Genomic DNA, 24,710 nt, shown 5'->3' on the forward strand with positions numbered 1-24,710 from the left:
GAGCGGGCTATGCCAGGCATTGTGATTACCGGCCACGGCGGCTTTGCCACCGGGCTGTTGCAGGCGGTGGAACAGGTGGTGGGGCCGCAGCGGCACTGTGCGGCGGTCGATTTCCCCGAACAGATGAGCACCGCGCAGCTCAACGACGCCTTACGCTCGGCGTTGGCGGCAGTGGCGCAGCCGGACGGCGTGGTGTTCCTCACCGATATGCTCGGCGGTTCGCCGTTTCGCAGCGCCTGCGAGCTGGCGGATGCGCAGGGGGATTGTGAAGTGCTGACCGGTGTCAACATGCAGTTGGCGGCGGAAATGATGCTGGAGCGCGATGGGCTGAGCCTGGATGAATTTCGCGAGATGGCTTTGGCGTGCGGTAAACGCGGGCTGACCAGCCTGTGGCATGAACGCCGCCGGGTGAAGTGCGAAGACGCGCAGGCCGATGGCATCTGAACGAAAACCGGGCGCGCTTGCGCCCGGCTTCGTGAGTTATGCCGGCAACGGGCTCAGCGCCAGGCGCGCCGGTTGGTCTTCGCCGCGGCTGAAGCGCCAGCAGGTCTGGTGGTACTTAGCCACGCTGTTGCGGTGCGCTACGCTGATCAGCGTCATGTCCGGCAGTTCATCCACCAGCAGGCAGTACATCAGTTGCTCGGTTTCGTCGTCCAGCGCGCTGGTGGCTTCGTCGAGGAACAGGAGGTTCGGGCGAATCAACAGGGCGCGGGCGAACGCCAGCCGCTGTTGCTCACCCGGCGACAGGCGATGGCTCCAGTTGGCGGAGGTATCCAGCCAGCGCTGCAGGTGTTTCAGACGGCAGTTTTCCAGCACCCGCATCAACTGTTCGTCGCTGTATTCTGACGCCAGGCTCGGGTAGCTCAGCGCCTCGCGCAGCGTGCCGATCGGAATGTAGCTGCGCTGGGGCAGGAACAGCGTGTTGGCGTTGGCCGCCACCCCGATGGCGCCCGCGCCGTAAGGCCAGATACCGGCGATGGCCCGCAGCAGCGTCGACTTGCCGCAGCCGGAAGGGCCGACGATCAGCAGGCGATCGCCGCGTTGCAGCGTCATCTCGGCGCCGGCCAGCAGCGGCTGGCCGTCGGGCAAGTTCAGGCTGAGGTTATCCAGCGTCAACGGATGGGCGCTCTCTTCCCGCAACTGAATGCCGCGCGGCTGATGGTGAACCTGATCGACGGCGGCGTTGAAGCCGGCCAAACGGTTAACGCAGGCTTTCCAGGTCGCCAAGTCGTTAAACGCGTCGATAAACCACGACAGCGCACCCTGCACCTGGCCGAAGGCCGAGGCGATCTGCATCAGGCCGCCCATCTGAATGGCGCCGGAGAAGTAGCGCGGCGCCGCCACCAGCAGGGGAAACACGATGGCGAACTGGCCGTAGAAGTTGGTGGCGATGTTCAGCCGCCGGGTGATGCGCATGATCGCCCACCAGTTGCTGCGAATGGTGTCGAAACGGTCACCCAACTGTTGCGCCTCGCGCGGTTCGCCGTGGTATAGCGCAATGGCGTCGTTGTTTTCGCGGATGCGGATCAGGCCGAAACGGAAGTTCGCCTCATACCGCTCCTGGTTAAAGCCCAGCATGACCAGCGGTTTGCCGACCCACCAGATCAGCAGCGATCCCAGCACCGCATACAGCAGCGCGAACCACACCATATAGCCGGGTAAGGTGATGGCGTGTTGACCGAGCGCGAAGGTCATCGGCCCGCTGACGTGCCATAAAATGTCGATGAAGGAAAACAGCGTCACCAGGCTGGAGAGCAGCCCGAGCGACAGTGACAGGGTATATTGGGTCAGTACGTTGAGATCTTCAGCGATACGCTGATCGGGGTTATCGACGATCTGCTGCTGCTCGGTGTGGTAATACGCCTGGTGCGCCAGCCATTTTCCCATGAACTTTTCCGTCATCCAGCGCCGCCAGCGCATCTGCAGCCCCTGAGTCAGGTAGATCTTGTAGACCGCCAGCACGATGAAGATCAGCGCCAGATAGGTGAAGCGCCACAGCTGCGCCTTGAACACCGGGTAGTTTTTGTTCTGCAACGCATCGTAGAACACCTGGTTCCACTGGTTGATCTGCACGCTGATATAGACCAGACCGAGCGACAGGATGACGATGGCGATCAGCATCGCCCAGGCGCGCCATCGCTCCTCAGACACCCAAAAGGGTTTGATCAGCTGCCACACGGCGTGTTTCTGCAAGGGGGTTGCGTTCATAACGGCTCGATAATTGCGGTATTTTGTTCAGCATGGGCTGCGGGCCGGTAACAAACAAACCGCGACTGTAAGCAGTTTTGACTCCGCTAACCGTTTGAAATAAGGCGGCTGAATCGCCAGCGGCACGCTGGCGGGCGCAATTGCGGCATACACTCCGGCGCCGGGCGGTTATACTGGCGCCGAATTTTTGCAGAAAGGATAAACGATGAAGGCTTGGTTTCCCCTGTTGCTGACCTGCGGCGTCTTCGCCAGCGCCCGGGCCTGGGCGCACATTGACGAGCCGGACATCGCCGCCGATTGCCAAAAGGTGGCGAGCTACGCCGAACTGGGAAAAAAGGCCTATCAGCGGCAAGATTACGCCAAAGCCGCCGACATCTTTCGCGATCAGGCGGCCTGGAGCGAGTTTTGCGGCCTGAGCGAGCAGGCTGTCGCCACGGCTTACAACAACGTGGCGCTGTCGCTGATGCACGCCGGCGAATTGCTCAAGGCGCAGGCCTATCTGGCGCTGGCGCCGCACGATGACAAATCGCAGCACAACCTGAGCCTGTTGCGCCAACGGCTGGCGCAGCGGCCGCAGCCGCAGGGGCCGGGCGGCGTGTACTGGCAATACGCCGGGCGAGGCGTGTGGAGCGAAGTGGCGGTGAAGCCGCAGGGCGAGCGCTGGTTGATCGATTTCTCCGGCTACGCCATGCCGCAGATGGGGCTGTATTACGGGCCGAACATGGGGGACTTCTCCGCCGAGCTGCCGATCGAACACGGCAAGGCTGTCTACCACCAGCATGAAGCGGAAAGCGCGCAGGTCTGCGACGTGACGATGGAGTTTGGCGAGCAAGCGTTGGAAATGCACACGCGGGGCGATTGCGGGTTCGGTCACAACGTGCGGGCGGAAGGGCGGTTCGTGCGGGTAGAATGACCCGCCCCGGCGATCGGGGCGAGCAGGGTTATGCCAGCGCGGCGGCGCCCAGCAGGTTCTTCCAGGCTTCCACATTACCCAGATAGTTGCCGGCCGGCAGCAGATGCAGGCGGCCATCACTATCCTGCAGCGCAAAGGTCGGGAAGCCCTGGCCTTGCACTTTGGCCAGCAACGCCCGGCTTTCCGCGATGTGTTGCGCGGTCGGTGCGCCGCTGTTGAAGCGCATTTCGGCGATAAACGCCGCCGAAGGCAACCCCAGCTCTTTCGCCAACGCCTCCAGCACCGGCGTGTCGGCGATGCGCCGGCCTTCCTGATAGTGCGCCTGCTGAATGCGGTGCAACATATCCAGCCCGCGTCCAGACAGCTTTTCCGCCGCCAGGATAGCGGTGATCGGCGGTTCGGAATCCATCACCGCCGTGGTGTCGCGCAGCAGGCCGTTGAAATAGGCTTCGCCGAACGGCTGGCCCGTCATTTCGGCGATGCGTTTGTCGTGCGGAATGACGTAGTTGCGCCACTCGTCGGTGATCTGGCGGCGATTGTTGCCGGTCATCATGCCGCCGGCGTGCGGCACAACCTTCAACCCGGGGAGACTTTGAGCCGCTTTCACCAGCGGCGCGGCGCCGTAGCACCAGCCGCACAGCGGATCGAAAATGTAATGCAGAGTGGTTTCGGTCATTTTTACTCCTCGCTTGGCGCGCGGCAGCTCGCCGCGACGCCAGGGCTGGCTCAATCACGCAGGGGCGCTTATTGCGGCCACTTCATCTCGCCTTTCAGCACTTTCGCGCTCAGTTCCAGGCTCGATTCGTCTTTCAGCGTCGGGTAGTGTTTTTTCATCGCTTCAATCAGCGCGGCGGAATCCTTGGCCTTCGGCAGTTCGGCTTCCAGCGTGGTCAGGTATTTCTGGGTAAAGTGCACCGATGCCAGCGTCTGTGCGGCACCCGGCAGGAAGTGGCCCGGCACGACGACCTGCGGCTTCAGCGCTTCGATGTTTTTCAGCGTCTGCTGCCAGTGCTGGCGCGATTCCACGGTCTGGTTGTCGGCGATCCACGGATGGATATTGTCACCGGCGACCGCGACGCCGCCCACGACCGCTTTCAGCGCCGGGATCCACACGAAGGTGCGATCGGGGGTCGGGCCGTTCAGGCCTTTCACTTCCACTTTCTGGCCGTCGATGGTGAAGCTGTCGCCCTGCAGCGGCTGCGGCACGATCACGGTTTTCGGCGCGTTGTCTTTCAGGATCGGGCCCCAATAGGCGACTTTGCCGTCTTTGGTGGCGTTGATGTCCTTGATGGTGCCTGGCGAAGCGATGATTTTCGCCTCCGGGAAGGCCGCCTTAATCACGTCCAGACCGAAATAGAAATCCGGGTCTGAGTGGCTGATATAAACGGTGGTCAGCTTCTTGCCGGTCGCCTTGATCTTTTTCACCAGCTCTTCGGCATCGTTACGCTGGAACTGAGCGTCAATCAGCGCCACTTCGTGTTGGCCGCTGACGATTTCGGAAGACACCGGGAACACGCTTTTCTCGCCCGGGTTATACACTTCCATGGTCAGGGTATCGGCAGCGGTGGCGTAAGTGCTCAGGGTGGCGACGCCGGTGAAGGCCAGAGTTAACAGTGATTTCTTAAACATGGGCAGAGGTCCTTAGGTATCGGTTAATGTTGTAACGATGTTAGGTTGCATAAAGCGATAGAAAAACCGGATAATAAGCAATTATTCGTTGCATAAATCGGACTAATCATGGATCGCATTACCGCCGCTGAAGTTTTTGTCACCATCGTCGATCGCGGCAGCATGATCGCCGCCGCGGAAACGCTGGAGATGTCGCGCGCGATGGTGACGCGCTACCTGGCGCAGATGGAGCAATGGGCCGGGGCGCGTTTACTGCACCGCACTACCCGTAAGCTTAGTCTGACCGATGCCGGTGAGCGTACTCTGGAACGTTGCCGACAAATGCTGGCGCTGGCGGGGGAGATCGACCTGGTGGAGGAAGGGCAGAGCGACGAACTGCGCGGCCTGCTGCGCATTACCTGTTCGCAGTCGCTCGGGCAAACGGCGCTGGTGGGGGCGGTCGCTCAGTATCTGAAGCGTCACCCGCAGGTGGCGGTCGATCTGCAGATGAACAACCGGGCGGTGAACCTGGTGGAAGAGCGCATCGATCTGGCGCTGCGCATCACCAACGAGCTGGATCCCAACCTGATCGCCCGTCCGCTGTCCACCTGCGCATCGGTGGTGTGCGCCGCGCCGGTGTATCTGGCGGCACACGGCACCCCGCGCCAACCGCAGGATCTGGCGTTGCACAACTGCCTGACCTACTCCTATTTCGGCAAAAGCCTGTGGCACTTCGATGCTCAGGGGGTGAAATCGGCGGTGGCGGTCAGCGGCAACCTGAGCGCCAACGAGTCGGTGGTGTTGATGGCCGGCACGGTGCAGGGCGCGGGCATTTCCATGCAGCCCTATTATTCGGCGGCCCCGCTGCTGGCCAGCGGCGAACTGGTCGAATTGTTGCCGGATTACCGGCCGCAGTCGATGGGCATCTACGGCATCTACACCTCGCGTCGCCAGATGCCCGCCACCTTGCGCACCATGCTGGACTTTCTGGTGGAGTGGTTCGCCACCGATCCGCAGTGGCAGGCGACGCTGCGCTAAGGTCTCGGCAATATTCCCTGGCCGCTTTCAGCGCCTGACAGCGGCGGCCAGCCGGGCGGAGAAGCGTGCCGCCTGCTGATGCAGATGGTCGACAAAGGCCGTGACCAGCGCCGATGAAGGGCGGTGCAGCGGCCGGATTAGGCTGACGGTGAACGGCACGTCGATGCTGAACGGCCGCACGTGCACGCCGCTGCCGGCATAGTCGAGCGCCGTCAGCGGGTTAACGATCGACACCCCCACGCCGGCTCTCACCATGGCGCACACCGACGCCGCACTGTGCGTTTCCATCACCATGCGGCGCTCGACGCCCTGTTCGCCGAACAGCGCATCCAGCAAGTGACGATAGCTGTCGGTGCTCGACAGGCTGATAAAGTTCTGCCCGGCGAAGTCCTGCGGCGTCAGCTGGTCTTTTACCAGCAGCGGGTGGCCCGTCGGCAGCACGCACACTTCGTTCAACGTCATCAGCGTCACCCGTTCGGTGCCCGCCGGCGTGAGGGTGGTTTCCGTCAGCCCGAGATCGTGGCGCTGGGCAGACAGCCACTCTTCCAACAGCGGCGACTCTTGCGGGATCACGCTGAAGCTGACTTCCGGATAACGTTCGATAAAGGGCTGGCACACCGCCGGCAGCAGCGATTGGGAGAATACCGGCAGGCACACGATCGACAGCTGCGCCTGTTGAAACTGGCGGATGCCGGCGGCGGCGTTGACGATGCGATCGAGGCCGTAATAGGAGCGCTGTACCTCTTCGAACAGCCGTAACCCTTGCACGGTGGGGGACAAACGCCCGCGCACCCGGTCGAACAGCTGCAGCCGAATCAGCTTTTCAAAGCGCGCCAGCTCGCGGCTGACGGTCGGTTGCGAGGTTTGCAGCAGGGCTGCCGCCTCGGTCAGGTTGCCGGTGGTCATCACCGCCCGAAAGATTTCGATCTGCCGCAAAGAGATACTGTGCATGGCGAGGCCGCTCGACTGTAGAGAAAGCCATATCATAAATGAATAGACTACGGCTAAATAGATATTTTCCACTCGATTCAGCGTGCGGCACTATGGCCTTATCTGCCGTCATTTTCGAATTGGGAATATCGCCATGCCACGCCCGTTGCACGACACCTCCACCGCGTTGAACGCCGCTAACCTGCTGGCCTTGCCGCAGCGTTTCGGTTGCCCGGTCTGGGCCTATGATGCGGACATCATCAGCCAGCGCATCGCTCAGCTGCGCCACTTCGACACCATTCGTTTCGCGCAGAAGGCCTGTTCGAACATTCATATTTTGCGCTTGATGCGCGAGCAGGGTGTGAAGGTGGATTCGGTGTCGCTGGGCGAGATCGAACGGGCGCTGCAGGCCGGTTTTCAACCGGGCGGCGAACCGAGCGAGATCGTGTTTACCGCGGACGTGTTGGATCACGCCACGCTGGCGCGCGTCAGCGAATTGAAGATCCCGGTTAACGCCGGTTCCATCGACATGCTGGATCAGCTCGGCCAGGTTTCCGCAGGGCATCCGGTGTGGCTGCGCATTAATCCGGGGTTTGGCCATGGCCACAGCCAGAAAACCAACACCGGCGGCGAGAACAGCAAGCACGGCATCTGGTATGCCGACCTGCCGCAGGCGGTGGAGAAAATTCGCCGCTACGGCCTGAAGCTGATCGGCGTGCATATGCACATCGGTTCCGGGGTCGATTACCAGCATCTGGAGCGGGTCTGCGATGCGATGGTGCAGCAGGTGATCGATCTCGGTCATGACATCAGCGCCATTTCCGCCGGCGGCGGCCTGTCTATCCCGTATCAGTACGGCGAAGAGGCGATCGATACCGAACACTATTTCGGTTTGTGGAACCGGGCGCGTGAACGCATCGCCGCGCATCTGGGGCATCCGGTGCAGCTGGAGATCGAACCCGGGCGTTTCCTGATGGCAGAAGCGGGCGTCTTGGTGGCCGAAGTGCGGGCGGTAAAAGACATGGGCAGCCGCCACTTCGTGCTGGTGGACGCCGGTTTTAACGATCTGATGCGCCCGGCGATGTACGGCAGTTACCACCATATTTCGCTGTTGCCGGCCGATGGGCGCGATACCTCGGGGCAAGCGCTGCGCGACACGGTGATCGCCGGGCCGCTGTGCGAATCCGGCGACGTGTTTACCCAGCAGGCGGGCGGCGGCGTGGAAACTCGCGAGCTGCCGCCGGTGCAGATCGGCGATTATCTGGTGTTCCACGATACCGGCGCCTACGGCGCGTCGATGTCCTCCAACTACAACAGCCGTCCGCTGTTGCCTGAAGTGCTGTTCGAAAACGGCGAGCCGCGTTTGATCCGCCGCCGCCAAACCATCGAAGAGCTGATCGCGCTGGAACTTATCTGATCAGCGGGCGGGCGCCCGGCGCCCGCTTCACAGCGTCATGCGGCGGTGCTGGCCATTGGGCAATTGCACATCCAGCGACAGCGTGCCGCCCATCGCCTCAATATAGCGTTTGAGCGACGACAGTTTGATTTCGCTGCCGCGCTTTTCCAAATTGGCGACGGAGGGTTGGCTGATGCCGAGCCGCTTCGCCAATTCAACCTGAGAAACCGCCAACTCTTCCCTCAGCATCGCCAGCCGCAGCTCGAAAATCTCCTGGTCCGCTTTTTGCCTGGCGGCGGCAACGACGGCGGGATCGAGTTTATCGATCAGTTGGGATAAAGGTTTGGCCATCTGCACTACCTCCGGGTTGCCAGATAATGTGAAAACTCCATGGCGGCGATGGGCAACATGCGCTGGTAAAAGCGTTTGTCGCCGGTTTTATCGCCGCCGCACAGCAATACCGCTTGCCGCTGTGGATCAAAGGCGAAAAACACCCTGAAAGGGCGCCTGCGATGTTGAATGCGCAGCTCCTTCAACTGCCGGACCGCGTCGGAAAAATGCAGCGTATCGGCATGCGGCCGCGCCAATTGCGGACCGAACGTCTGCAATTTGTAGATCGCCGCCAGGATGCTTGTTTGCTGGGCGTTGTTCAGCGCTAAAAACCAGTCGTCAAACCGTTCGACGGTCACCACTTGCCACATGACGCGCTCCAAATATAGCGTTTATGCTATATAGTGTAAAGGTTATTGTGCCAACAATATGTACGAACGCTGGGAGCGGAAAAAATCCAAAAGCGGGAAATGCGGCGGGCTGCGCAATCTGAGCGCATGGGTGACGGCTCACCCATGCGGCGGTGGGAATTACGGCTGTTCGTGTGCGTTGTTGAGGGTGGCGACCGAGTGGCGGCGCACCAGCGTTGGGCTGAACATGTTGGTGATTTCCGGCAGCGGTTGCCGGTTGGCCAGTGCCAGCGCCAGCTCCGCCGCCTGGGTCGCCATCGCCACGATCGGGTAGCGAATGGTGGTCAGGCGCGGCCGAAGATAGCGCGAAATCAGCACGTCGTCGAAACCGATCAGCGAAATTTCCCCCGGTACGTCGACGCTGTTATCGCTCAGCACCGAAAGCGCGCCGGCGGCCATCGGATCGTTGTAGCAGGTAATGGCGGAGAACGAACGGCCGCGGCCGAGCAATTCGGTCATCGCCTGTTCGCCGCCGATTTCGTCCGGTTCGCCATAGGCGATCAGCTTTTCATCCACCGCGATACCGTGTTCCCGCAGCGCGTCGAGATAGCCCTGCAGCCGGTCGGTGGCGTCGGAAATCTGGTGGGTGGAGCAGATGATGGCGATGCGCTGATGCCCTTGCTGGATCAGATGACGGGTTGCCAGCCAGGCGCCGTAGCGATCGTCGAGCGCCACGCAGCGCGTTTCGAAGCCCGGCAGCGTGCGATTGATCAGCACCATGCCCGGGATCTGTTGCATCCAGCCGCAAAGTTCCTGATCGCTCAGCCTTTTGGCGTGCACAACCAGCGCTTCGCAGCGGTGCCGCACCAGCTGTTCAATCGCCTGACGCTCTTTTTCGGCGTCGTGGTAACCGTTGCCAATCAGCAGAAAATTGTGGGTGGCGTAGGCCACCTGCTCGACCGCTTTGACCATCGCGCCGAAGAAGGGATCGGAAACGTCGGAGACGATCAGCCCCAGCGTCTCGGTGGATTGCTGCGCCAGCGCCCGAGCGTTGGCGTTAGGGTGATACTGCAGCTGTTCCATCGCGGCCTGCACTGCGGTGCGCGACCCTTCGCTGGCCTTGGGGGAATTGTTTATCACGCGGGATACCGTGGCCACGGAAACCCCCGCCAGCCTGGCAACATCCTTTATCGTAGCCATATCAGTCAACACATCCTGGGTAATCGCTTACATCCCCCAGTTTTGCGGAAAAAAACCGGGGCTGCAAGCGGTCTCGTGCGCAACTTGTGGCGGCGGTTGCAGAATCTCTTCGAGTCTGTACGCATAACCAACTGCTACCGAACGATAGCGCAATTTGTACGTTGGCACCGGCGGTGGGCTTGAGGTAACGTCTGTGCATTCCGATTTGCGCCGAGAACGCCATGTCCATTAAACGCTATCCGCAGCTCGCCCATTGGGGCGCTTATACCGCCGTGGTTGAAGACGGCCGGCTTATCCGTTGTGAACCCTTCGTCGACGATCCCGACCCTTCGCCGCTGCTCGATTCCATCGCGCCGATGGTTTACTCCGACAAACGCATTCGCAAGCCGGCGGTGCGCCGCTCGTGGCTGCAAAAGCGCGAGGGCAGCGACCGTACGCTGCGCGGCAGGGAAGATTTCGTCGAGGTGGACTGGGAATTGGCGCTCGATTTGGTGGCGCAGGAGAATCGCCGGGTGCGCGAGCGCTACGGCGCCTCCGGGTTGTTTACCGGCTCTTATGGCTGGTCGTCGGCCGGGCGGTTGCACCATGCCCGCTCGCTGGTGCGGCGATTCTATTTCAGCGGCGGCGGCGGGGTCGATCAGCAGGGCAACTACAGCTGGGGTGCAGCGCAGTTCTTTCTGCCGTATGTGATCGGCACTTTCTCGCCGTTGACCGGGCGCGTCACCAGTTGGCCGAGCGTGGTGGAGCATTGCGAGCTGTTTGTGGCGTTTGGTGGGTTGGCGCTGAAAAACGCTCAGGTCTCTTCCGGCGGCGCGGCGGAACATGCGCTCAAGCCCTGGCTGCAAAAGCTGGCGCGCAAGGGTACGCCGGTGGTCAACATCAGCCCGATGCGCGATGATTGCCCCGAGTTCGTCAATGCGGAATGGATCCCGATCCGGCCGAATACCGACGTGGCGCTGATGCTGGCGCTGGCTTACGAAATCCAGCGGCTGGGCGCGCAGGATGAAGCCTTCCTGCACAGCCACTGCGTGGGTTATCAACAGTTGGCGGATTACCTGAACGGCGTGAGCGACGGCGTGGCGAAAACGCCGGCCTGGGCCAGCGCCATCACCGGCATTCCGACGGCGCGCATAGCGCTGCTGGCGCGGCAGCTGATCGGCGTGCGCAGTTTTATCACCTGTTCCTACTCTGTGCAGCGCGCGCATCGTGGCGAGCAACCGTACTGGATGATGATCGCGCTGTCGTCGATGCTGGGTCAGGTGGGGCTGCCGGGCGGCGGTTTTTCGTTCGGCCATGGCTCAATGAACGGCGTCGGCAACCCGCGCGTGGATACCCCCGCGCCGACCATGCCGGTAGGGGATAACCCGGCCGGGCTGGCGATCCCGGTGGCGCGCATCTGCGACATGCTGCTGCACCCCGGCGAAGCCTATCAATTTTGCGGCGAGACGCGGCATTATCCGGATATCCATCTGGTGCACTGGGCCGGCGGCAACCCGTTCCATCACCATCAGCAGTTGAACCGACTGGTGGAAGGTTGGCAGAAGCCGGATACGGTGATCGTCCAAGATATCTGGTGGACGGCGGCAGCCAAAATGGCGGATATCGTGTTGCCGGTCACCAGTTCGCTGGAACGCAACGACATCGGCGGCTCGTCGCGCGATCGCTACGTGTTGGCGATGCATCAGGCCATTTCGCCGCAGCATCAGGCGCGCAACGATTTCGATATCTTCGCCGATCTGGCGGAGCGTCTCGGTTATCGCGAGCGCTTTACCGAAAACCGCGATGAGCGCGCCTGGATCGAAGCTATCTATCGGCAATGCGGCGCGGCGCAGCAGCGCGCCGGCGTCGCCTGGCCCGAGTTTGAGGCGTTCTGGCAACGGGGCTATGTCGAGCTGCCCGCGCCGGCCAAAGAGTTTGTATTTTTTGACGCGTTTCGCGCCGATCCCCAGGTTAACCCGCTGCAAACGCCCAGCGGCAAGATCGAATTGTTCAGCGAGCGGATCGCCGGCTATCGCTACGAAGATTTCGCTCCGCATCCGCAGTGGCGGCCGCCGGTGGAGTGGCTGGGTGCGCCGCAGGCCAAAAACTGGCCGCTGCACCTGATCTCCATTCAGCCGAGCGATCGCCTGCATAGCCAGATGGATCCGGCGCCGCTGGCGCAGGGCAACAAGACCGCCGGGCGAGAAACCCTGTATATGCATCCGGACGATGCGGCGCCGCGCGGCGTGGCGGACGGCGCCGAAGTGCTGGTCAGCAATGCGCGCGGCAGCTGTCTGGCGGGGGTATCGCTCACCGATGGCGTGACGCGCGGCGTGGTGTTGATGGCGACCGGTGCCTGGTTCGAGCCGGGTTTCGACGCGCAGCGCCGGCCGGTCGAGCAGGCGGGCAACCCGAACGTGCTGACGCTGGATATCGGCACCTCGCCGCTGACGCAGGGGCCGAACGCCATGAGCTGCCTGGTCGAGGTCAGCGCGCGATGAGTGAAGATTTCACGTCTGGGTCACTGGCTCGTCGTTGTTATATTTATTTTTTCGTCGCTGCGGGAAGGTTTAAGTTTCATTGAGTTATTACAGCAGATCGCGGGAAATTTACAGCTGGTTGCATTTGGAGCAGAACTCTTGCGATTCGGCGGTAGTTTCCTGCATGCCATCTCTCTAGAGTAGGTGATCCCAGAGGTATTGATTGGTGAGAAATCAGCATACTCTGTATGTTGAAGCCATTTTCAATTGCACCAACCTACGCGGATGCGTAGGTTTTTTTTTGCCTGCCATATAGTATTCTTTTCCCTACAACGATTTACGCCTCCATGGCCAAGGGAGAAGGGCATGATCTTTTCACTGCTGCGCGCGCTGTTTCGCCTGTTGTTTCGGGTACGGGTCGAAGGGGACGTCCAGCACTTCGAACGGCAAAAATTACTGATTACGCCGAACCACGTCTCTTTCCTCGACGGCGTACTGCTGGCGCTGTTCCTGCCGATAAAACCGGTGTTTGCGGTCTATGCCAGCATCGGCGAGAGCTGGTTTATGCGCTGGCTGCGGCCTTACATCGATTTCGTCTCGCTCGATCCCACCAAGCCGATGGCCATCAAGCAGCTGGTGCGCATGGTCGAACAGGGGCGGCCGATCGTGGTGTTCCCTGAAGGGCGCATCACCGTAACCGGCGCGCTGATGAAAATCTACGACGGCGCGGCGTTTATCGCCGCCAAATCGGGCGCCACCGTGGTGCCGGTGCGGATCGACGGCCCCGAATTCAGCCCGTTCGGCCGCATGGCCGGGGTGTTCAAGATCCGCTGGTTTCCGCAAATCAGCATCCGCATCTTGCCGCCGACCACGCTGCCGATGCCGGAGGCTCCGCGTGCGCGCGAGCGGCGGGCGCTGGCGGGCGATCGGCTGATGCAGATCATGATGCGGGCGCGCATGGAGACGCGCGAACCGCAGACGCTGTTCCATGCCTTGCTGGCGGCGCAGCAGCGCTATGGGCACCGCAAGCCCTGTATCGAAGACATCGCTTTCAAAGAGGACAGCTACCAAACGCTGATCAAGAAATCGCTGGGCGTCAGCCGCATTCTGCAGCGCTTTACCGCCGAAGGGGAGCACGTCGGGCTGCTGTTGCCCAACGCCACCATCACCGCGGCGGCGATCTTCGGCGCTTCGCTGCGCAACCGCATTCCGGCGATGCTCAACTACACCGCCGGCGCCAACGGCCTGAACAGCGCGATGACCGCCGCCGGCATCAAGACCATCGTCACCTCGCGCCAGTTCCTGGAGAAGGGCAAGCTGACCCATCTGCCGGAGCAGGTGACGCAGGCCAACTGGGTGTATCTGGAGGATCTGAAAGACACCGTTACGCTGGCGGACAAGCTGTGGATCCTGCGGCACTTGCTGCAACCGCAGCGCGCGATGTTGCCGCAACGCCCGGAGGACGCGGCGCTGATCTTGTTCACTTCCGGCTCCGAAGGCCACCCCAAGGGCGTGGTGCATTCGCATGCCAGCCTGCTGGCCAACGTAGAACAAATCCGCACCATCGCCGATTTCACGCCGCGCGACCGCTTCATGTCGTCACTGCCGCTGTTCCACTCGTTCGGCCTGACGGTGGGGCTGCTGACGCCGCTTCTCACCGGCAGCCGCATTTTCCTCTACCCCAGCCCGCTGCACTATCGCGTGGTGCCGGAGTTGGTGTATGACCGTAACTGCACGGTACTGTTCGGCACGGCGACCTTCCTCAACAACTATGCGCGCTTCGCGCATCCGTATGATTTCGCCCGCTTGCGCTATGTGGTGGCCGGCGCGGAGAAACTGGCGGACAGCACCAAACAGATCTATCAGGATAAATACGGCATCCGCATTCTGGAAGGCTATGGCGTGACCGAGTGCGCGCCGGTGGTGTCGATCAACGTGCCGCTGGCGACCAAGGTGGGCACCGTTGGCCGTATCATGCCGCAGATGGAGGCGCGTTTGATCGCGGTGCCGGGCATCGATAACGGCGGCCGCCTGCAGCTGAAGGGGCCGAATATCATGAAAGGCTACCTGCGGGTTGAACGTCCCGGTGAGCTGGAACCACCGGCGGCGGAAGATGCGAACGGTGTGCTGCAGCCGGGTTGGTATGATACCGGCGATATCGTCAGCCTGGATGAGCAGGGTTACTGCACCATTCGCGGACGCGTGAAGCGCTTCGCCAAGCTGGCGGGCGAGATGGTGTCGCTGGAGAGCGTCGAACTGCTGGCGCAACGGCTGTCGCCGGAAAAACTGCATGCCGCCACGGTCAAAAGCGACAGCAGCAAAGGCGAGGCGCTGGTGCTGTTCACCACCGATCCCGCCATTACCCGCGAGGCATTGCTGCGGGTGGCGCGCGAGCTGGGCAGCCCGGAGCTGGCGGTGCCGCGCGATATTCGCCTGTTGAAAACGCTGCCGGTGCTCGGCAGCGGCAAACCTGATTTCGTCACCTTGCGTCATATGGCCGAACAGCCGGAGAGTGCCTGATGAATCCTTCGACCGAATCCCCTTTGTTGTCACGCGGCATGATCGCGGTGATCAGCGCGCAGTTCCTCTCGGCGTTCGGCGACAATGCGTTGCTGTTCGCCACGCTGGCGCTGATCAAGCAGCAGCTGTATCCGGACTGGAGCCAGCCGATCCTGCAGATGGCCTTCGTCGCCACCTACATCATCCTGGCACCGTTTGTCGGCCAGGTGGCCGACAGCTTCGCCAAAGGGCGGGTGATGATGTTCGCCAACGCGCTGAAGCTGGCGGGGGCATTGGTGATCTGTTTTGGGGGGAACCCGTTTCTGGGTTACAGCCTGGTCGGCGTGGGGGCCGCCGCGTATTCTCCGGCCAAATACGGCATTCTGGGCGAGATCACCAGCGGCGAGAAGCTGGTCAAGGCTAACGGCCTGATGGAGGCCTCGACCATCGCCGCCATTCTGACCGGTTCGGTGGCCGGCGGTATTCTGGCGGACTGGCACGTGGTCGCGGCGCTGGCGGCCTGCGCGTTGGTTTACGCGGGGGCGGTGGTCGCCAACCTGTATATTCCACGTCTGGCGGCGGCGCGCCCAGGGGCTTCATGGCGGCCGCGGGCCATGACGAACAGTTTCTTTACCGCCTGCGTCACATTATGGCGCGATGGGCAGACGCGTTTCTCATTGATTGGCACCAGCCTGTTTTGGGGGGCCGGCGTGACGCTGCGTTTTCTGTTGGTGCTGTGGGTGCCGGTGGCGCTTGGCATCGCCGATAACGCCACGCCGACGCTGCTGAACGCCATGGTGGCCGTCGGCATCGTGTTGGGCGCGGGTGCTGCCGCGCGCTTCGTCACGCTGAAGACGGTGAAACGCTGCATGCCGGCCGGGATCCTTATCGGCATCGCGGTCGCGGTGTTTGCGCTGCAAACGACCATGCTCAATGCCTACGTCTTGCTGGCGCTCATCGGCATGCTGGGGGGCTTCTTCGTCGTGCCGCTCAATGCGTTGCTGCAGGAGCGGGGCAAACATTCGGTCGGCGCCGGTAATGCGATCGCAGTGCAAAACCTGGGTGAAAACGCCGCCATGTTGCTGATGCTGGGCCTGTATTCTTTGGTCGTGAAGCTGGGCGTGCCGGTGGTGGGCGTCGGCGTAGGGTTTGGCGTGGTGTTTGCGCTGGCGATTAGCGCATTGTGGTGGTCTCAGCGGCGGTGAAACGGGGCGCAGCCAGGCTGCGCCCTCAGGCTATCAAGGCGCCGGAATGGTAAACCGGGTGTGGATTTCTTCGAGCGCCTGCAGCACATCCTCATCCAGAATCACGTCGAGGCTGTCGAGGTTGATTTTCAACTGATCCACCGAGGTGGCGCCCAGCAGAGTGCTGGCGACGAACGGCTGCTGACGCACGAAGGCCAAGGCCATCTGCGAAGGATCCAGCCCGTGTTTTTTGGCCAGCGCCACGTATTCGGCGATCGCCAACTGGGTTTGCTGCCCTGAATAACGGTTGAAACGGGTGAACAGCGTATTGCGCGCGCCGGCCGGTTTTGCGCCGTTGAGGTATTTACCGCTCAGGGTGCCGAACGCCAGGCTGGAATAGGCCAGCAGTTCCACCCCTTCGTGCTGGCTGATCTCGGCCAGGCCAATCTCAAAGCTGCGGTTCAGCAGGCTGTACGGATTTTGAATCGACACGATGCGCGGCAGCTCATGTTTCTCCGCCAGCTGCAGGTAGCGCATCACGCCCCAGGGCGTTTCATTGGAAACCCCGATATAGCGGATCTTGCCGGCGCGCACCTGCTCGGTCAGCGCTTCCAGCGTTTCCAACAGCGTGACCGTAGCTTTGTCCTCAGTGTATTGATAGTTGAGTTTGCCAAAGCAGTTGGTAGCACGCTGCGGCCAGTGCAATTGATAAAGATCGAGATAATCGGTGTTCAGCCGCTTGAGGCTGGCGTCGAGCGCGGCGCGGATGTTTTTGCGATCCAGCGCCTGCTGCGGACGGATGCTGCTGTCGGTGCCGCGTACCGGGCCCGAAACTTTGCTGGCCAGGACGATTTTTTCGCGATTGCCGCGCGCCTTGATCCAACTGCCGATATAGCTCTCGGTCAGGCCCTGGGTTTCCGGGCGAGGCGGCACCGGGTACAGTTCGGCGGTGTCTATCAGGTTCACGCCTGCGGCCAATGCATAGTCCAGTTGCGCATGGGCGTCGGCTTCGCTGTTCTGTTCGCCAAAGGTCATGGTGCCCAGTCCCAGCACGCTCACTTCTAAAGAACTGTGGGGAATACGGTGGTATTGCATTAACGGCCTTCCTTTCTTGTTAGCGCTGACGGGCCGCGCGGCCCGGTGAAACAGGAGCCCAATTCAGAAGACGGCGCAAAGTCCGTCGGGCGGCGATGTCGCCTTTCCTGACTATAACCAAGCGGTGAAGATGGGGGAAGCGGATTCAGTGCGGAGACGAATGAGGGCTACCGCGCTTGAACGGGCGATAGCCGGCGAGCGGTGATTAGCGTTCGATAACCTGGGAAACCTGATCGCCGTTGATCTGGCGGTGGTTGCCTTTCTCGTCTTTATAACTGATGAGTCCGGTGTCTTCGTCGATCTCTGGTTTGCCTTGCGTCAGGATCATGTTGCCGTCTTTGGTCGCCATGACGTAGTCGCTGGAACATCCCGCCAAACCGGCCGCCATCACCAGCGCAGACACTGCCATTACCCACTTTTTCATCCTGCGGATCCTCGATTATGCAAAAACAATATTCTTTCAAGATTAGCAAACTCTTGGCCGGGGACGTCTCAGATAAGTCTTTATCTGATAAGAAAAACTGAAATGAGGGGGCAACGAAACGGCGGAAGCCGCCGATGGCGGCCTCCGCGCAGGGTTATTCCGGCGAACGATTTTTCTTGCTGCGCATCAGATTGAGCGCTTCTACCGACATGGAGAAGAACATGGCGAAGTAGATGTAGCCTTTCGGCACGTGCACCTGGAAGCTTTCCAGCATCAGCGTGAAGCCCACCAGGATCAGGAACGCCAGCGCCAGCATTTTCACCGACGGATGGCGATTGACGAATTCGCCGATCGGCCGGGCGGCGAACATCATCACGCCGACGGCAATCACCACCGCCGCCATCATGATGAACAGGTGATCGGAAAGGCCCACGGCGGTAATCACCGAATCCAGACTGAAGATGATATCCAACAGCATGATCTGTACGATCGCGCCGAAGAAGCTGTGCACCTTGGTGTGGTGCTCTTCTTCCGACCCTTCGATGGTTTCGTGGATCTCTTTGCTGGCTTTCCAGATCAGGAACAGTCCCCCCAGCAGCAGGATCAGATCGCGGGCGGAAATGGCGTGATCCAGCACGGTGAACAGCGGGTGCGTCAAGCGGATCACCCAGGCGATGGAGGCCAGCAGCGCCAGGCGCATCAGCATGGCGGCGGCCAAGCCCATTCGGCGAGCTTTGTTCTGTTGCGCTTTGGGCAGCTTCGCCACCACCAGCGACAGAAAAATGATGTTATCAATACCCAGTACGATCTCAAGAATGGTTAGCGTACCTAACGCTAACCAGGCATTGGGATCCATAATCCATTCGAACATTGCCCGACACACCTTAATACTTAATAATGCAAAGCGTGAATTATACGCGTTTATCGTGGCGCTGACAGGTTTAGCTAAACCAGAGTTAAACGAAATCGCTTAGATTGAGAAATGTCTTGCCAGCAGCGCGCCGGTAAAACCCTTTTTCAGATAGAAACCGCGCGGCAGCGTCATGATAGGTTGCCCCTGTTCGCCGATGGCTTCGGTGAGCGCCTTGTTGTTGGCCGCTTTGGGGCGCAGTTGCAGCACTTCGCCGTGGCGTGCGGTGATGCGTTCTACGTGACCGAGCACAATCAGATCCATCAGCTCTTCCCAATCGCGGCGCAGCATCTCTTCTTCAGCAAGGCTCGGGCTCCATAGCAGCGGCGAACCGACGCGGCGCTGCGCCAGCGGGATTTGCCGTTCGCCTTCTACCGGTATCCACAACACGCGCGCCAGCTTGTGGCGAACGTGGCTGCTGGCCCAGGTGACGCCGCTGTTGCCGGTGAGTGGGGCGACGCAGACGAAAGTGGTCTCCAGCGGTTTGCCGGCGGCGTCGACAGGAATGGTTTTCAGCTCAATGCCCAGCTCAGGAAAATCCTGTTCCGGTTTGCTGCCGGCCATGGCGCCGAGATACAGCTCCAGCAGCATGCCCACCCAGCCTTTATCGCGTTTCAGATCCTTGGGGATCGGCAATTGCGCGCGGGCGGCCAGTTCGCCAAAACTGAAGCCGGCCAGCGCCTGAGCGCGCTCGAACAGCTGCCGTTCATTTTCCGGCGGGGGCGGCAGAGGGGATAAAAACGCCATAAATCAAGCCTGTTGAATTTGGTTGAAAAACGTACTGCATAGATACACGGGAAACGCTAACCCCAGTCGCCTGGGGAAAAGAATAATAGTAGCATGATTTTACATGACTTTTTTTCTTTCCTTGCGCGGGCGACAATGCACTTGCGGGGCTTGTTCACCTGAAGCCACCGACAATAAACAGGATCTTACACCTATTTATCCACAGATTTATGGGATAACCCAAATTTTTACCGATCACTGGTTCAATTTACAGCCTTGACTCAGGCGGATTTTTACGAATTTGTCCGTTTTGTGCGTAACTTGCCCGGATAATCTGTGGATAAAAACGGCGTTGGTGGATCTTTCGCCAAGGTAAGATCCTTACCGTGCATAGATCACATTTTTGCCCTGTAAATCACTGTGGGGTATTGGTTAACTGTATGTTTTTAAGTTTAATATTTGTTTTTAGGTATGAGGGGGGATTTTAGGGGACGAGAGTTTTACCGGCTTATCCCTCGAGTTCTGCACACACCTATCCACAGAAAAAGTGAATAAAACCGGTCTGAAAGGCTAGGGTATGTTTATAACTTTGCCTATATCTGTGAGTTATTCCAATGTTATCCGGCCCGCAGCGCCGTAAAGCAGTGGTTTACCGCCTGTAGCTTGTGTGAAACAATCAGGACATCTATGCGAATTTAAGCTTATCGAGGTAGTCCGGTGATCGATGATGATGGCTACCGCCCGAATGTTGGTATCGTAATCTGTAATCGTCAGGGGCAGGTCCTATGGGCCCGCCGTTACGGTCAGCACTCCTGGCAGTTTCCCCAAGGTGGGATTAACCCTGGCGAAACTGCGGAGCAGGCGATGTACCGTGAGCTGTTCGAAGAAGTGGGGCTGAGTAAAAAGGATGTGCGCATCCTGGCTTCGACCCGCAACTGGTTGCGCTATAAATTGCCGAAACGTTTGGTGCGTTGGGACACAAAGCCGGTTTGTATCGGCCAAAAGCAAAAATGGTTTTTGTTGCAGCTACTGTGCAATGACGCTGATATCAATATGCAGCGCAGCAGCACGCCGGAGTTCGACGGTTGGCGCTGGGTGAGCTTCTGGTATCCGGTGCGCCAGGTGGTGTCGTTCAAACGCGACGTCTACCGCCGGGTGATGAAAGAATTCGCCGTGACCGTGATGCCGATGCAAGAGCAGGCGGCGCCGCGGCAGGCCCCCGCTTATCGCCGAAAGAGAGGTTAAGTTAAGCCGACTATGCTCACGCGCTTGCGAGAAATTGTAGAGAAGGTGGCCGCGGCGGCCAGTCTGACGGATGCGCTGGATCTGCTGGTCAATGAAACCTGTCTGGCGATGGACACCGAAGTGTGTTCCATCTACCTGGCGGACAACGATCGCCGCTGTTACTACCTGATGGCCACGCGCGGGCTGAAAAAGCCGCGTGGGCGCACTATCGCATTGGCGTTTGACGAGGGCGTCGTCGGGTTGGTCGGCCGCCGAGCCGAGCCTATCAACCTGGCCGATGCCCAAAGCCACCCCAGTTTTAAATACGTTCCGCAGGTGAAAGAGGATCGTTTCCGATCCTTCCTCGGGGTGCCGATCATTCATCGGCGCCAACTGCTGGGGGTGCTGGTGGTGCAGCAGCGCGAGCTGCGCCAGTTCGATGAAAGCGAAGAGTCTTTCATGGTCACCCTGGCCACGCAGATGGCCGGGATCCTGTCACAGTCGCAGCTCAACGCCATTTTCGGTCAGTATCGCCAAACGCGCGTGCGCGCGCTGGCGGCCTCGCCCGGCGTGGCGGTGGCGGAAGGGTGGCAGGACAGCAGCCAGCCTTCGCTCGATCAGGTTTACCGCGCGTCGACGCTGGACACCGCCAGCGAGCGCGAGCGCCTGACGCTGGCGCTGGAAGAGGCCGGCGCGGAGTTTCGCCGTTTCAGCAAGCGTTTTGCCGCCAGCTCGCAAAAAGAGAGCGCGGCGATCTTCGATCTTTATTCTCACCTGTTAAACGACGCTCGCCTCAAGCGCGAACTGTTCGCCGAAATCGACAACGGTTCGGTGGCGGAGTGGGCGGTGAAGCAGGTGATAGAAGCCTTTGCCGAACAGTTCGCCAAACTGCAGGACACCTATATGCGCGAGCGCGGCAGCGACCTGCGCGCGCTGGGCCAACGCCTGCTGTTCCACCTCGACGACACCACCCAGGGCGCCACCCAGTGGCCGGCGCGTTTTGTGCTGGTGGCAGATGAGCTGACCGCGACATTGCTGGCCGAAGTGCCGCAGGATCGCCTGGTCGGCGTGGTGGTGCGCGACGGCGCCGCCAACTCGCATGCGGCGATTTTGGTGCGTGCGATGGGCGTGCCGACGGTGATGGGCGCCGACATCCAGCCTTCTCTGCTCAGCCAGCGGTTGCTGATCGTCGACGGTTATCGCGGTGAACTGCTGGTCGATCCTGAGCCGGTGTTGGTGCAGGAATACCAACGGCTGATCAGCGAAGAGCTGGAGTTGAGCAAGCTGGCGGAAGACGACGTCGAGCAGCCGGCGCAGTTGAAAAGCGGCGAACGCGTTCAGGTGATGCTGAACGCCGGCCTCAGCCCGGAACATGAACAGCTGTTGGGCGGCCGAGTGGATGGCGTGGGGTTGTACCGCACCGAAATCCCGTTCATGTTGCAAAGCGGTTTCCCGTCCGAAGAAGAACAGGTCGCGCAGTATCAAGGCATGCTGCAGCTCTATCCGAGCAAGCCGGTTACGCTGCGCACCCTGGATATCGGCGCCGACAAGCAACTGCCCTATATGCCGATCAGCGAAGAAAACCCTTGCCTGGGGTGGCGCGGCATCCGCATCACTCTGGATCAGCCGGAGATTTTTTTGATACAGGTGCGCGCTATGCTGCGCGCCAATGCCGGCACCGGCAACCTGGGCATTTTGCTGCCGATGGTCACCAGCCTGGAAGAGGTCGATGAGGCCAAGCGCTTGATTGACCGCGCCGGGCGCGAGGTGGAAGAGGTGCTTGGCTACGCGATCCCGAAACCGAAAATCGGCGTGATGCTGGAAGTGCCGTCGATGATTTTCCTGATCCCGCATTTGGCCGGGCGCGTCGACTTCATCTCGGTCGGCACCAACGATTTGACCCAGTACCTGCTGGCGGTGGATCGCAACAACACGCGGGTAGCCTCGCTTTACGACAGCCTGCATCCCGCGATGCTGCAGGTGCTGAAGCTGATCGCCGAACAGGGGAAAGCAGCCGGGCTGCAGCTTAGCCTGTGCGGTGAGTTGGCCGGCGATCCCATGGGCGCGCTGTTGTTGGTGGGCATGGGCTATCGCAATCTGAGCATGAATGGCCGCAGCGTGGCGCGCATCAAATACCTGCTGCGACATATCGACCTGGCCGACGCGGAAGTGTTGGCGCACCGGGTGTTGAACACCCAGATGACCACCGAAGTGCGCCATCTGGTGGCGGCGTTTATGGAGCGGCGCGGCATGGGCGGGCTGATCCGCGGGGGCCGATAACCGCTGCGCGGTGTGATTTTTTTACAGAACTTTTCCCGCGCTGCCGGCCCGGACCGCGCTAAGCCTATGTTATGATGCGCAACCTCAGCGCGACGCATGTTCGTCGTCTTGCAAACCGCAGCGGTCAACGCTGCCGTTTGAAAGGCGTGTGACAACCTGCGCCGACGTTTGGCACCTGCCGCCCCCACATGGGGAAAAATAACAGACATGTTGTGGTGATAGATGAGCAATAGCTATCTGGCGTTTCCTAAATTTGATCCGGTCATTTTCTCCATTGGCCCGGTTTCTTTGCATTGGTACGGCCTGATGTATCTGGTCGGCTTCGTTTTTGCCATGTGGCTGGCGGTGCGCCGCGCCAACAAGCCGGGCAGCGGCTGGACCAAAGACGAAGTGGAAAACCTGCTCTACGCCGGTTTCCTGGGCGTATTCGTCGGTGGCCGCGTGGGCTATGTGCTGTTCTACAACCTGCCGCTGTTCCTGGATAATCCGCTCTATCTGTTTAAAGTCTGGGATGGCGGCATGTCGTTCCACGGCGGATTGATGGGGGTGATTCTGGTGATGTTCTGGTTCGCTCGCCGCACCAAACGCACCTTCTTCCAGGTTTCCGATTTTATCGCGCCATTGATCCCGTTCGGTTTGGGCGCCGGCCGCCTCGGCAACTTCATCAACGGTGAACTGTGGGGCCGCGTGACCACCGACACCCCTTGGGCGATGCTGTTCCCAAGCTCGCGCAGCGAAGACGTGGCGCTCGCCGCCGCCGACCCTTCTCTGCTGCCGCTGCTGAATCAGTACGGCGTGCTGCCGCGTCACCCGTCCCAGCTGTATGAACTGCTGCTTGAAGGCGTGGTGCTGTTTATCATTCTGAACCTGTTCATCCGCAAGCCGCGGCCGATGGGTGCCGTATCGGGCCTGTTCCTGATCGGTTATGGCGCATTCCGCATCATCGTTGAAGCGTTCCGCCAGCCGGATGCCCAGCTTGGCCTGTTCGACGGCGTGATCAGCATGGGGCAGATCCTGTCCATCCCGATGGTGGTGGCCGGTGTTATTATGATGATTTGGGCGTACCGTCGTCGCCCGCAGCAACAACTGTCGTGAGGGACAAATGAAACAGTATCTGGATTTGATGAACAAGGTGCTCGCCGAGGGCACCCCTAAAGCCGACCGTACCGGCACTGGCACATTGTCGATTTTCGGCCACCAGATGCGTTTCAACTTGCAGGAAGGTTTCCCGTTGGTGACCACCAAGAAATGTCATCTGCGTTCGATCATTCATGAGCTGTTGTGGTTCCTGAACGGCGATACCAACATCGCCTATCTGCGTGACAACAAGGTCACCATTTGGGACGAGTGGGCCGATGAAAACGGCGATCTCGGCCCGGTGTACGGCAAGCAGTGGCGCGCCTGGGGCGCGGCGGACGGTCGTCAGATCGATCAGCTGAGCAACGTGCTCCAGCAGCTGAAACAAGATCCGGATTCGCGCCGCATCATCGTTTCCGCCTGGAACGTCGGTGAGCTGGACCAGATGGCGCTGGCGCCGTGCCACGCGTTCTTCCAGTTCTACGTGGCGGACGGCAAGCTCTCTTGCCAGCTGTACCAGCGTTCCTGCGACGTCTTCCTCGGCCTGCCGTTCAACATCGCCAGCTACGCGCTGTTGGTGCATATGATGGCGCAGCAGTGCGATTTGGACGTCGGCGACTTCGTCTGGACCGGTGGCGATACCCATCTGTACAGCAATCATATGGAACAGACGAAGCTGCAGCTGACGCGTGAACCCCGTCCGTTGCCGAAGCTGGTGATCAAACGCAAGCCGGCTTCGCTGTTCGATTACCGTTTCGAAGACTTCGAGATCGAAGGTTACGATCCGCACCCGGCCATCAAGGCGCCGGTCGCGATCTGACCTTAACCGCATCACACCAGGGGCGCAGCGATTGCGCCC

At 60.6% G+C, this 24,710-nt stretch carries 22 protein-coding genes; 11 read left to right on the forward strand and 11 right to left on the reverse strand.

Annotated elements, in window-relative coordinates:
• Window positions 1-9: 9 nt before the first annotated feature.
• Complete coding sequence (gene agaF / locus ACMGF9_RS04010; protein WP_004931813.1) at window positions 10-444, forward strand: PTS galactosamine/N-acetylgalactosamine transporter subunit IIA; 435 nt, start codon at window positions 10-12, stop codon at window positions 442-444.
• 36 nt (window positions 445-480) lie between these two features.
• Here the strand turns inward: agaF and ACMGF9_RS04015 are convergent, their stop codons facing one another.
• A complete protein-coding gene (locus ACMGF9_RS04015) occupies window positions 481-2,208 on the reverse strand; it encodes an ABC transporter ATP-binding protein/permease (RefSeq protein WP_015378932.1) in 1,728 nt (575 codons plus the stop codon).
• Window positions 2,209-2,413: 205 nt separating this feature from the next.
• Between ACMGF9_RS04015 and ACMGF9_RS04020 the strand changes: the two genes are divergently transcribed.
• Window positions 2,414-3,121, forward strand: a complete 708-nt coding sequence (locus ACMGF9_RS04020) for a hypothetical protein (protein ID WP_021505679.1) — start codon at window positions 2,414-2,416, stop codon at window positions 3,119-3,121.
• Between the two features lie 28 nt (window positions 3,122-3,149).
• Here ACMGF9_RS04020 and ACMGF9_RS04025 read toward each other — a convergent pair whose 3' ends face one another.
• Complete coding sequence (locus ACMGF9_RS04025; protein ID WP_021505678.1) at window positions 3,150-3,797, reverse strand: DsbA family protein; 648 nt, start codon at window positions 3,795-3,797, stop codon at window positions 3,150-3,152.
• Between the two features lie 68 nt (window positions 3,798-3,865).
• Window positions 3,866-4,750, reverse strand: coding sequence for an MBL fold metallo-hydrolase (locus ACMGF9_RS04030; protein ID WP_004931820.1), 885 nt, complete (start codon window positions 4,748-4,750; stop codon window positions 3,866-3,868).
• Between the two features lie 108 nt (window positions 4,751-4,858).
• On the opposite strand from ACMGF9_RS04030, the gene ACMGF9_RS04035 reads away from it, so the two are divergent.
• The gene (locus tag ACMGF9_RS04035) at window positions 4,859-5,767 is read left to right on the forward strand and encodes a LysR family transcriptional regulator (RefSeq protein WP_049240061.1); all 909 of its coding nucleotides are present in this window, start codon (window positions 4,859-4,861) and stop codon (window positions 5,765-5,767) included.
• 27 nt (window positions 5,768-5,794) lie between these two features.
• On the opposite strand, the gene ACMGF9_RS04040 is transcribed toward ACMGF9_RS04035, so the two are convergent.
• Complete coding sequence (locus tag ACMGF9_RS04040) at window positions 5,795-6,718, reverse strand: LysR family transcriptional regulator (protein WP_004931824.1); 924 nt, start codon at window positions 6,716-6,718, stop codon at window positions 5,795-5,797.
• A gap of 133 nt (window positions 6,719-6,851) precedes the next feature.
• On the opposite strand from ACMGF9_RS04040, the gene lysA reads away from it, so the two are divergent.
• Entirely contained in the window at window positions 6,852-8,114 is a 1,263-nt protein-coding gene (lysA, locus tag ACMGF9_RS04045; RefSeq protein ID WP_021505676.1) for a diaminopimelate decarboxylase, read from the forward strand.
• Between the two features lie 27 nt (window positions 8,115-8,141).
• Here lysA and ACMGF9_RS04050 read toward each other — a convergent pair whose 3' ends face one another.
• The 3 genes from ACMGF9_RS04050 to galR all read right to left on the reverse strand — a co-directional run bounded on the left by ACMGF9_RS04050 (window position 8,142) and on the right by galR (window position 9,973).
• Window positions 8,142-8,444 carry a helix-turn-helix domain-containing protein gene (locus ACMGF9_RS04050; RefSeq protein ID WP_004931828.1) on the reverse strand — a complete coding sequence of 101 codons (303 nt, stop codon included), beginning with the start codon at window positions 8,442-8,444 and terminating at the stop codon, window positions 8,142-8,144.
• A 5-nt stretch (window positions 8,445-8,449) separates the two neighbouring features.
• The gene (locus ACMGF9_RS04055; protein WP_160125901.1) at window positions 8,450-8,794 is read right to left on the reverse strand and encodes a type II toxin-antitoxin system RelE/ParE family toxin; all 345 of its coding nucleotides are present in this window, start codon (window positions 8,792-8,794) and stop codon (window positions 8,450-8,452) included.
• A gap of 159 nt (window positions 8,795-8,953) precedes the next feature.
• Window positions 8,954-9,973, reverse strand: coding sequence for an HTH-type transcriptional regulator GalR (gene galR / locus ACMGF9_RS04060; protein WP_004931832.1), 1,020 nt, complete (start codon window positions 9,971-9,973; stop codon window positions 8,954-8,956).
• Between the two features lie 221 nt (window positions 9,974-10,194).
• Here galR and ACMGF9_RS04065 point away from each other — a divergent pair, with 221 nt between their 5' ends.
• The 3 genes from ACMGF9_RS04065 to lplT all read left to right on the forward strand — a co-directional run bounded on the left by ACMGF9_RS04065 (window position 10,195) and on the right by lplT (window position 16,136).
• Entirely contained in the window at window positions 10,195-12,453 is a 2,259-nt protein-coding gene (locus ACMGF9_RS04065; protein ID WP_004931835.1) for a molybdopterin guanine dinucleotide-containing S/N-oxide reductase, read from the forward strand.
• A gap of 345 nt (window positions 12,454-12,798) precedes the next feature.
• On the forward strand, window positions 12,799-14,952 hold the full coding sequence (aas, locus tag ACMGF9_RS04070; protein ID WP_103086262.1) for a bifunctional acyl-ACP--phospholipid O-acyltransferase/long-chain-fatty-acid--ACP ligase: 2,154 nt from the start codon (window positions 12,799-12,801) through the stop codon (window positions 14,950-14,952).
• A complete protein-coding gene (gene lplT / locus ACMGF9_RS04075; RefSeq protein ID WP_004931838.1) occupies window positions 14,952-16,136 on the forward strand; it encodes a lysophospholipid transporter LplT in 1,185 nt (394 codons plus the stop codon). Before aas ends, lplT begins: the two co-directional genes overlap by 1 nt.
• A 33-nt stretch (window positions 16,137-16,169) precedes the next feature.
• Here the strand turns inward: lplT and ACMGF9_RS04080 are convergent, their stop codons facing one another.
• The 4 genes from ACMGF9_RS04080 to mutH all read right to left on the reverse strand — a co-directional run bounded on the left by ACMGF9_RS04080 (window position 16,170) and on the right by mutH (window position 19,291).
• On the reverse strand, window positions 16,170-17,210 hold the full coding sequence (locus tag ACMGF9_RS04080) for an NADP(H)-dependent aldo-keto reductase (protein WP_015378923.1): 1,041 nt from the start codon (window positions 17,208-17,210) through the stop codon (window positions 16,170-16,172).
• A gap of 205 nt (window positions 17,211-17,415) precedes the next feature.
• The gene (locus ACMGF9_RS04085; protein WP_004931843.1) at window positions 17,416-17,634 is read right to left on the reverse strand and encodes a YgdI/YgdR family lipoprotein; all 219 of its coding nucleotides are present in this window, start codon (window positions 17,632-17,634) and stop codon (window positions 17,416-17,418) included.
• Between the two features lie 154 nt (window positions 17,635-17,788).
• Window positions 17,789-18,505: a TerC family protein gene (locus ACMGF9_RS04090; protein ID WP_004931845.1), complete on the reverse strand. Its 717-nt coding sequence runs from the start codon at window positions 18,503-18,505 to the stop codon at window positions 17,789-17,791.
• 99 nt (window positions 18,506-18,604) lie between these two features.
• Entirely contained in the window at window positions 18,605-19,291 is a 687-nt protein-coding gene (gene mutH, locus ACMGF9_RS04095) for a DNA mismatch repair endonuclease MutH (protein ID WP_004931848.1), read from the reverse strand.
• Window positions 19,292-19,987: 696 nt separating this feature from the next.
• Between mutH and rppH the strand changes: the two genes are divergently transcribed.
• The 4 genes from rppH (at window position 19,988) to thyA (ending at window position 24,671) form a co-directional block, all read left to right on the forward strand.
• Window positions 19,988-20,515, forward strand: a complete 528-nt coding sequence (gene rppH, locus ACMGF9_RS04100) for an RNA pyrophosphohydrolase (protein ID WP_004931849.1) — start codon at window positions 19,988-19,990, stop codon at window positions 20,513-20,515.
• Window positions 20,516-20,527: 12 nt separating this feature from the next.
• Window positions 20,528-22,774 carry a phosphoenolpyruvate--protein phosphotransferase gene (gene ptsP / locus ACMGF9_RS04105; protein WP_015378921.1) on the forward strand — a complete coding sequence of 749 codons (2,247 nt, stop codon included), beginning with the start codon at window positions 20,528-20,530 and terminating at the stop codon, window positions 22,772-22,774.
• Window positions 22,775-22,996: 222 nt separating this feature from the next.
• Entirely contained in the window at window positions 22,997-23,869 is an 873-nt protein-coding gene (gene lgt, locus ACMGF9_RS04110; RefSeq protein ID WP_015378920.1) for a prolipoprotein diacylglyceryl transferase, read from the forward strand.
• A 7-nt stretch (window positions 23,870-23,876) separates the two neighbouring features.
• Complete coding sequence (thyA, locus tag ACMGF9_RS04115) at window positions 23,877-24,671, forward strand: thymidylate synthase (RefSeq protein ID WP_015378919.1); 795 nt, start codon at window positions 23,877-23,879, stop codon at window positions 24,669-24,671.
• Window positions 24,672-24,710 lie beyond the last annotated feature (39 nt).

Origin of the sequence: Serratia sp. BNK-23 (assembly GCF_047456145.1) — a bacterium.
Classification (GTDB): Bacteria; Pseudomonadota; Gammaproteobacteria; order Enterobacterales; family Enterobacteriaceae; genus Serratia; species Serratia nematodiphila.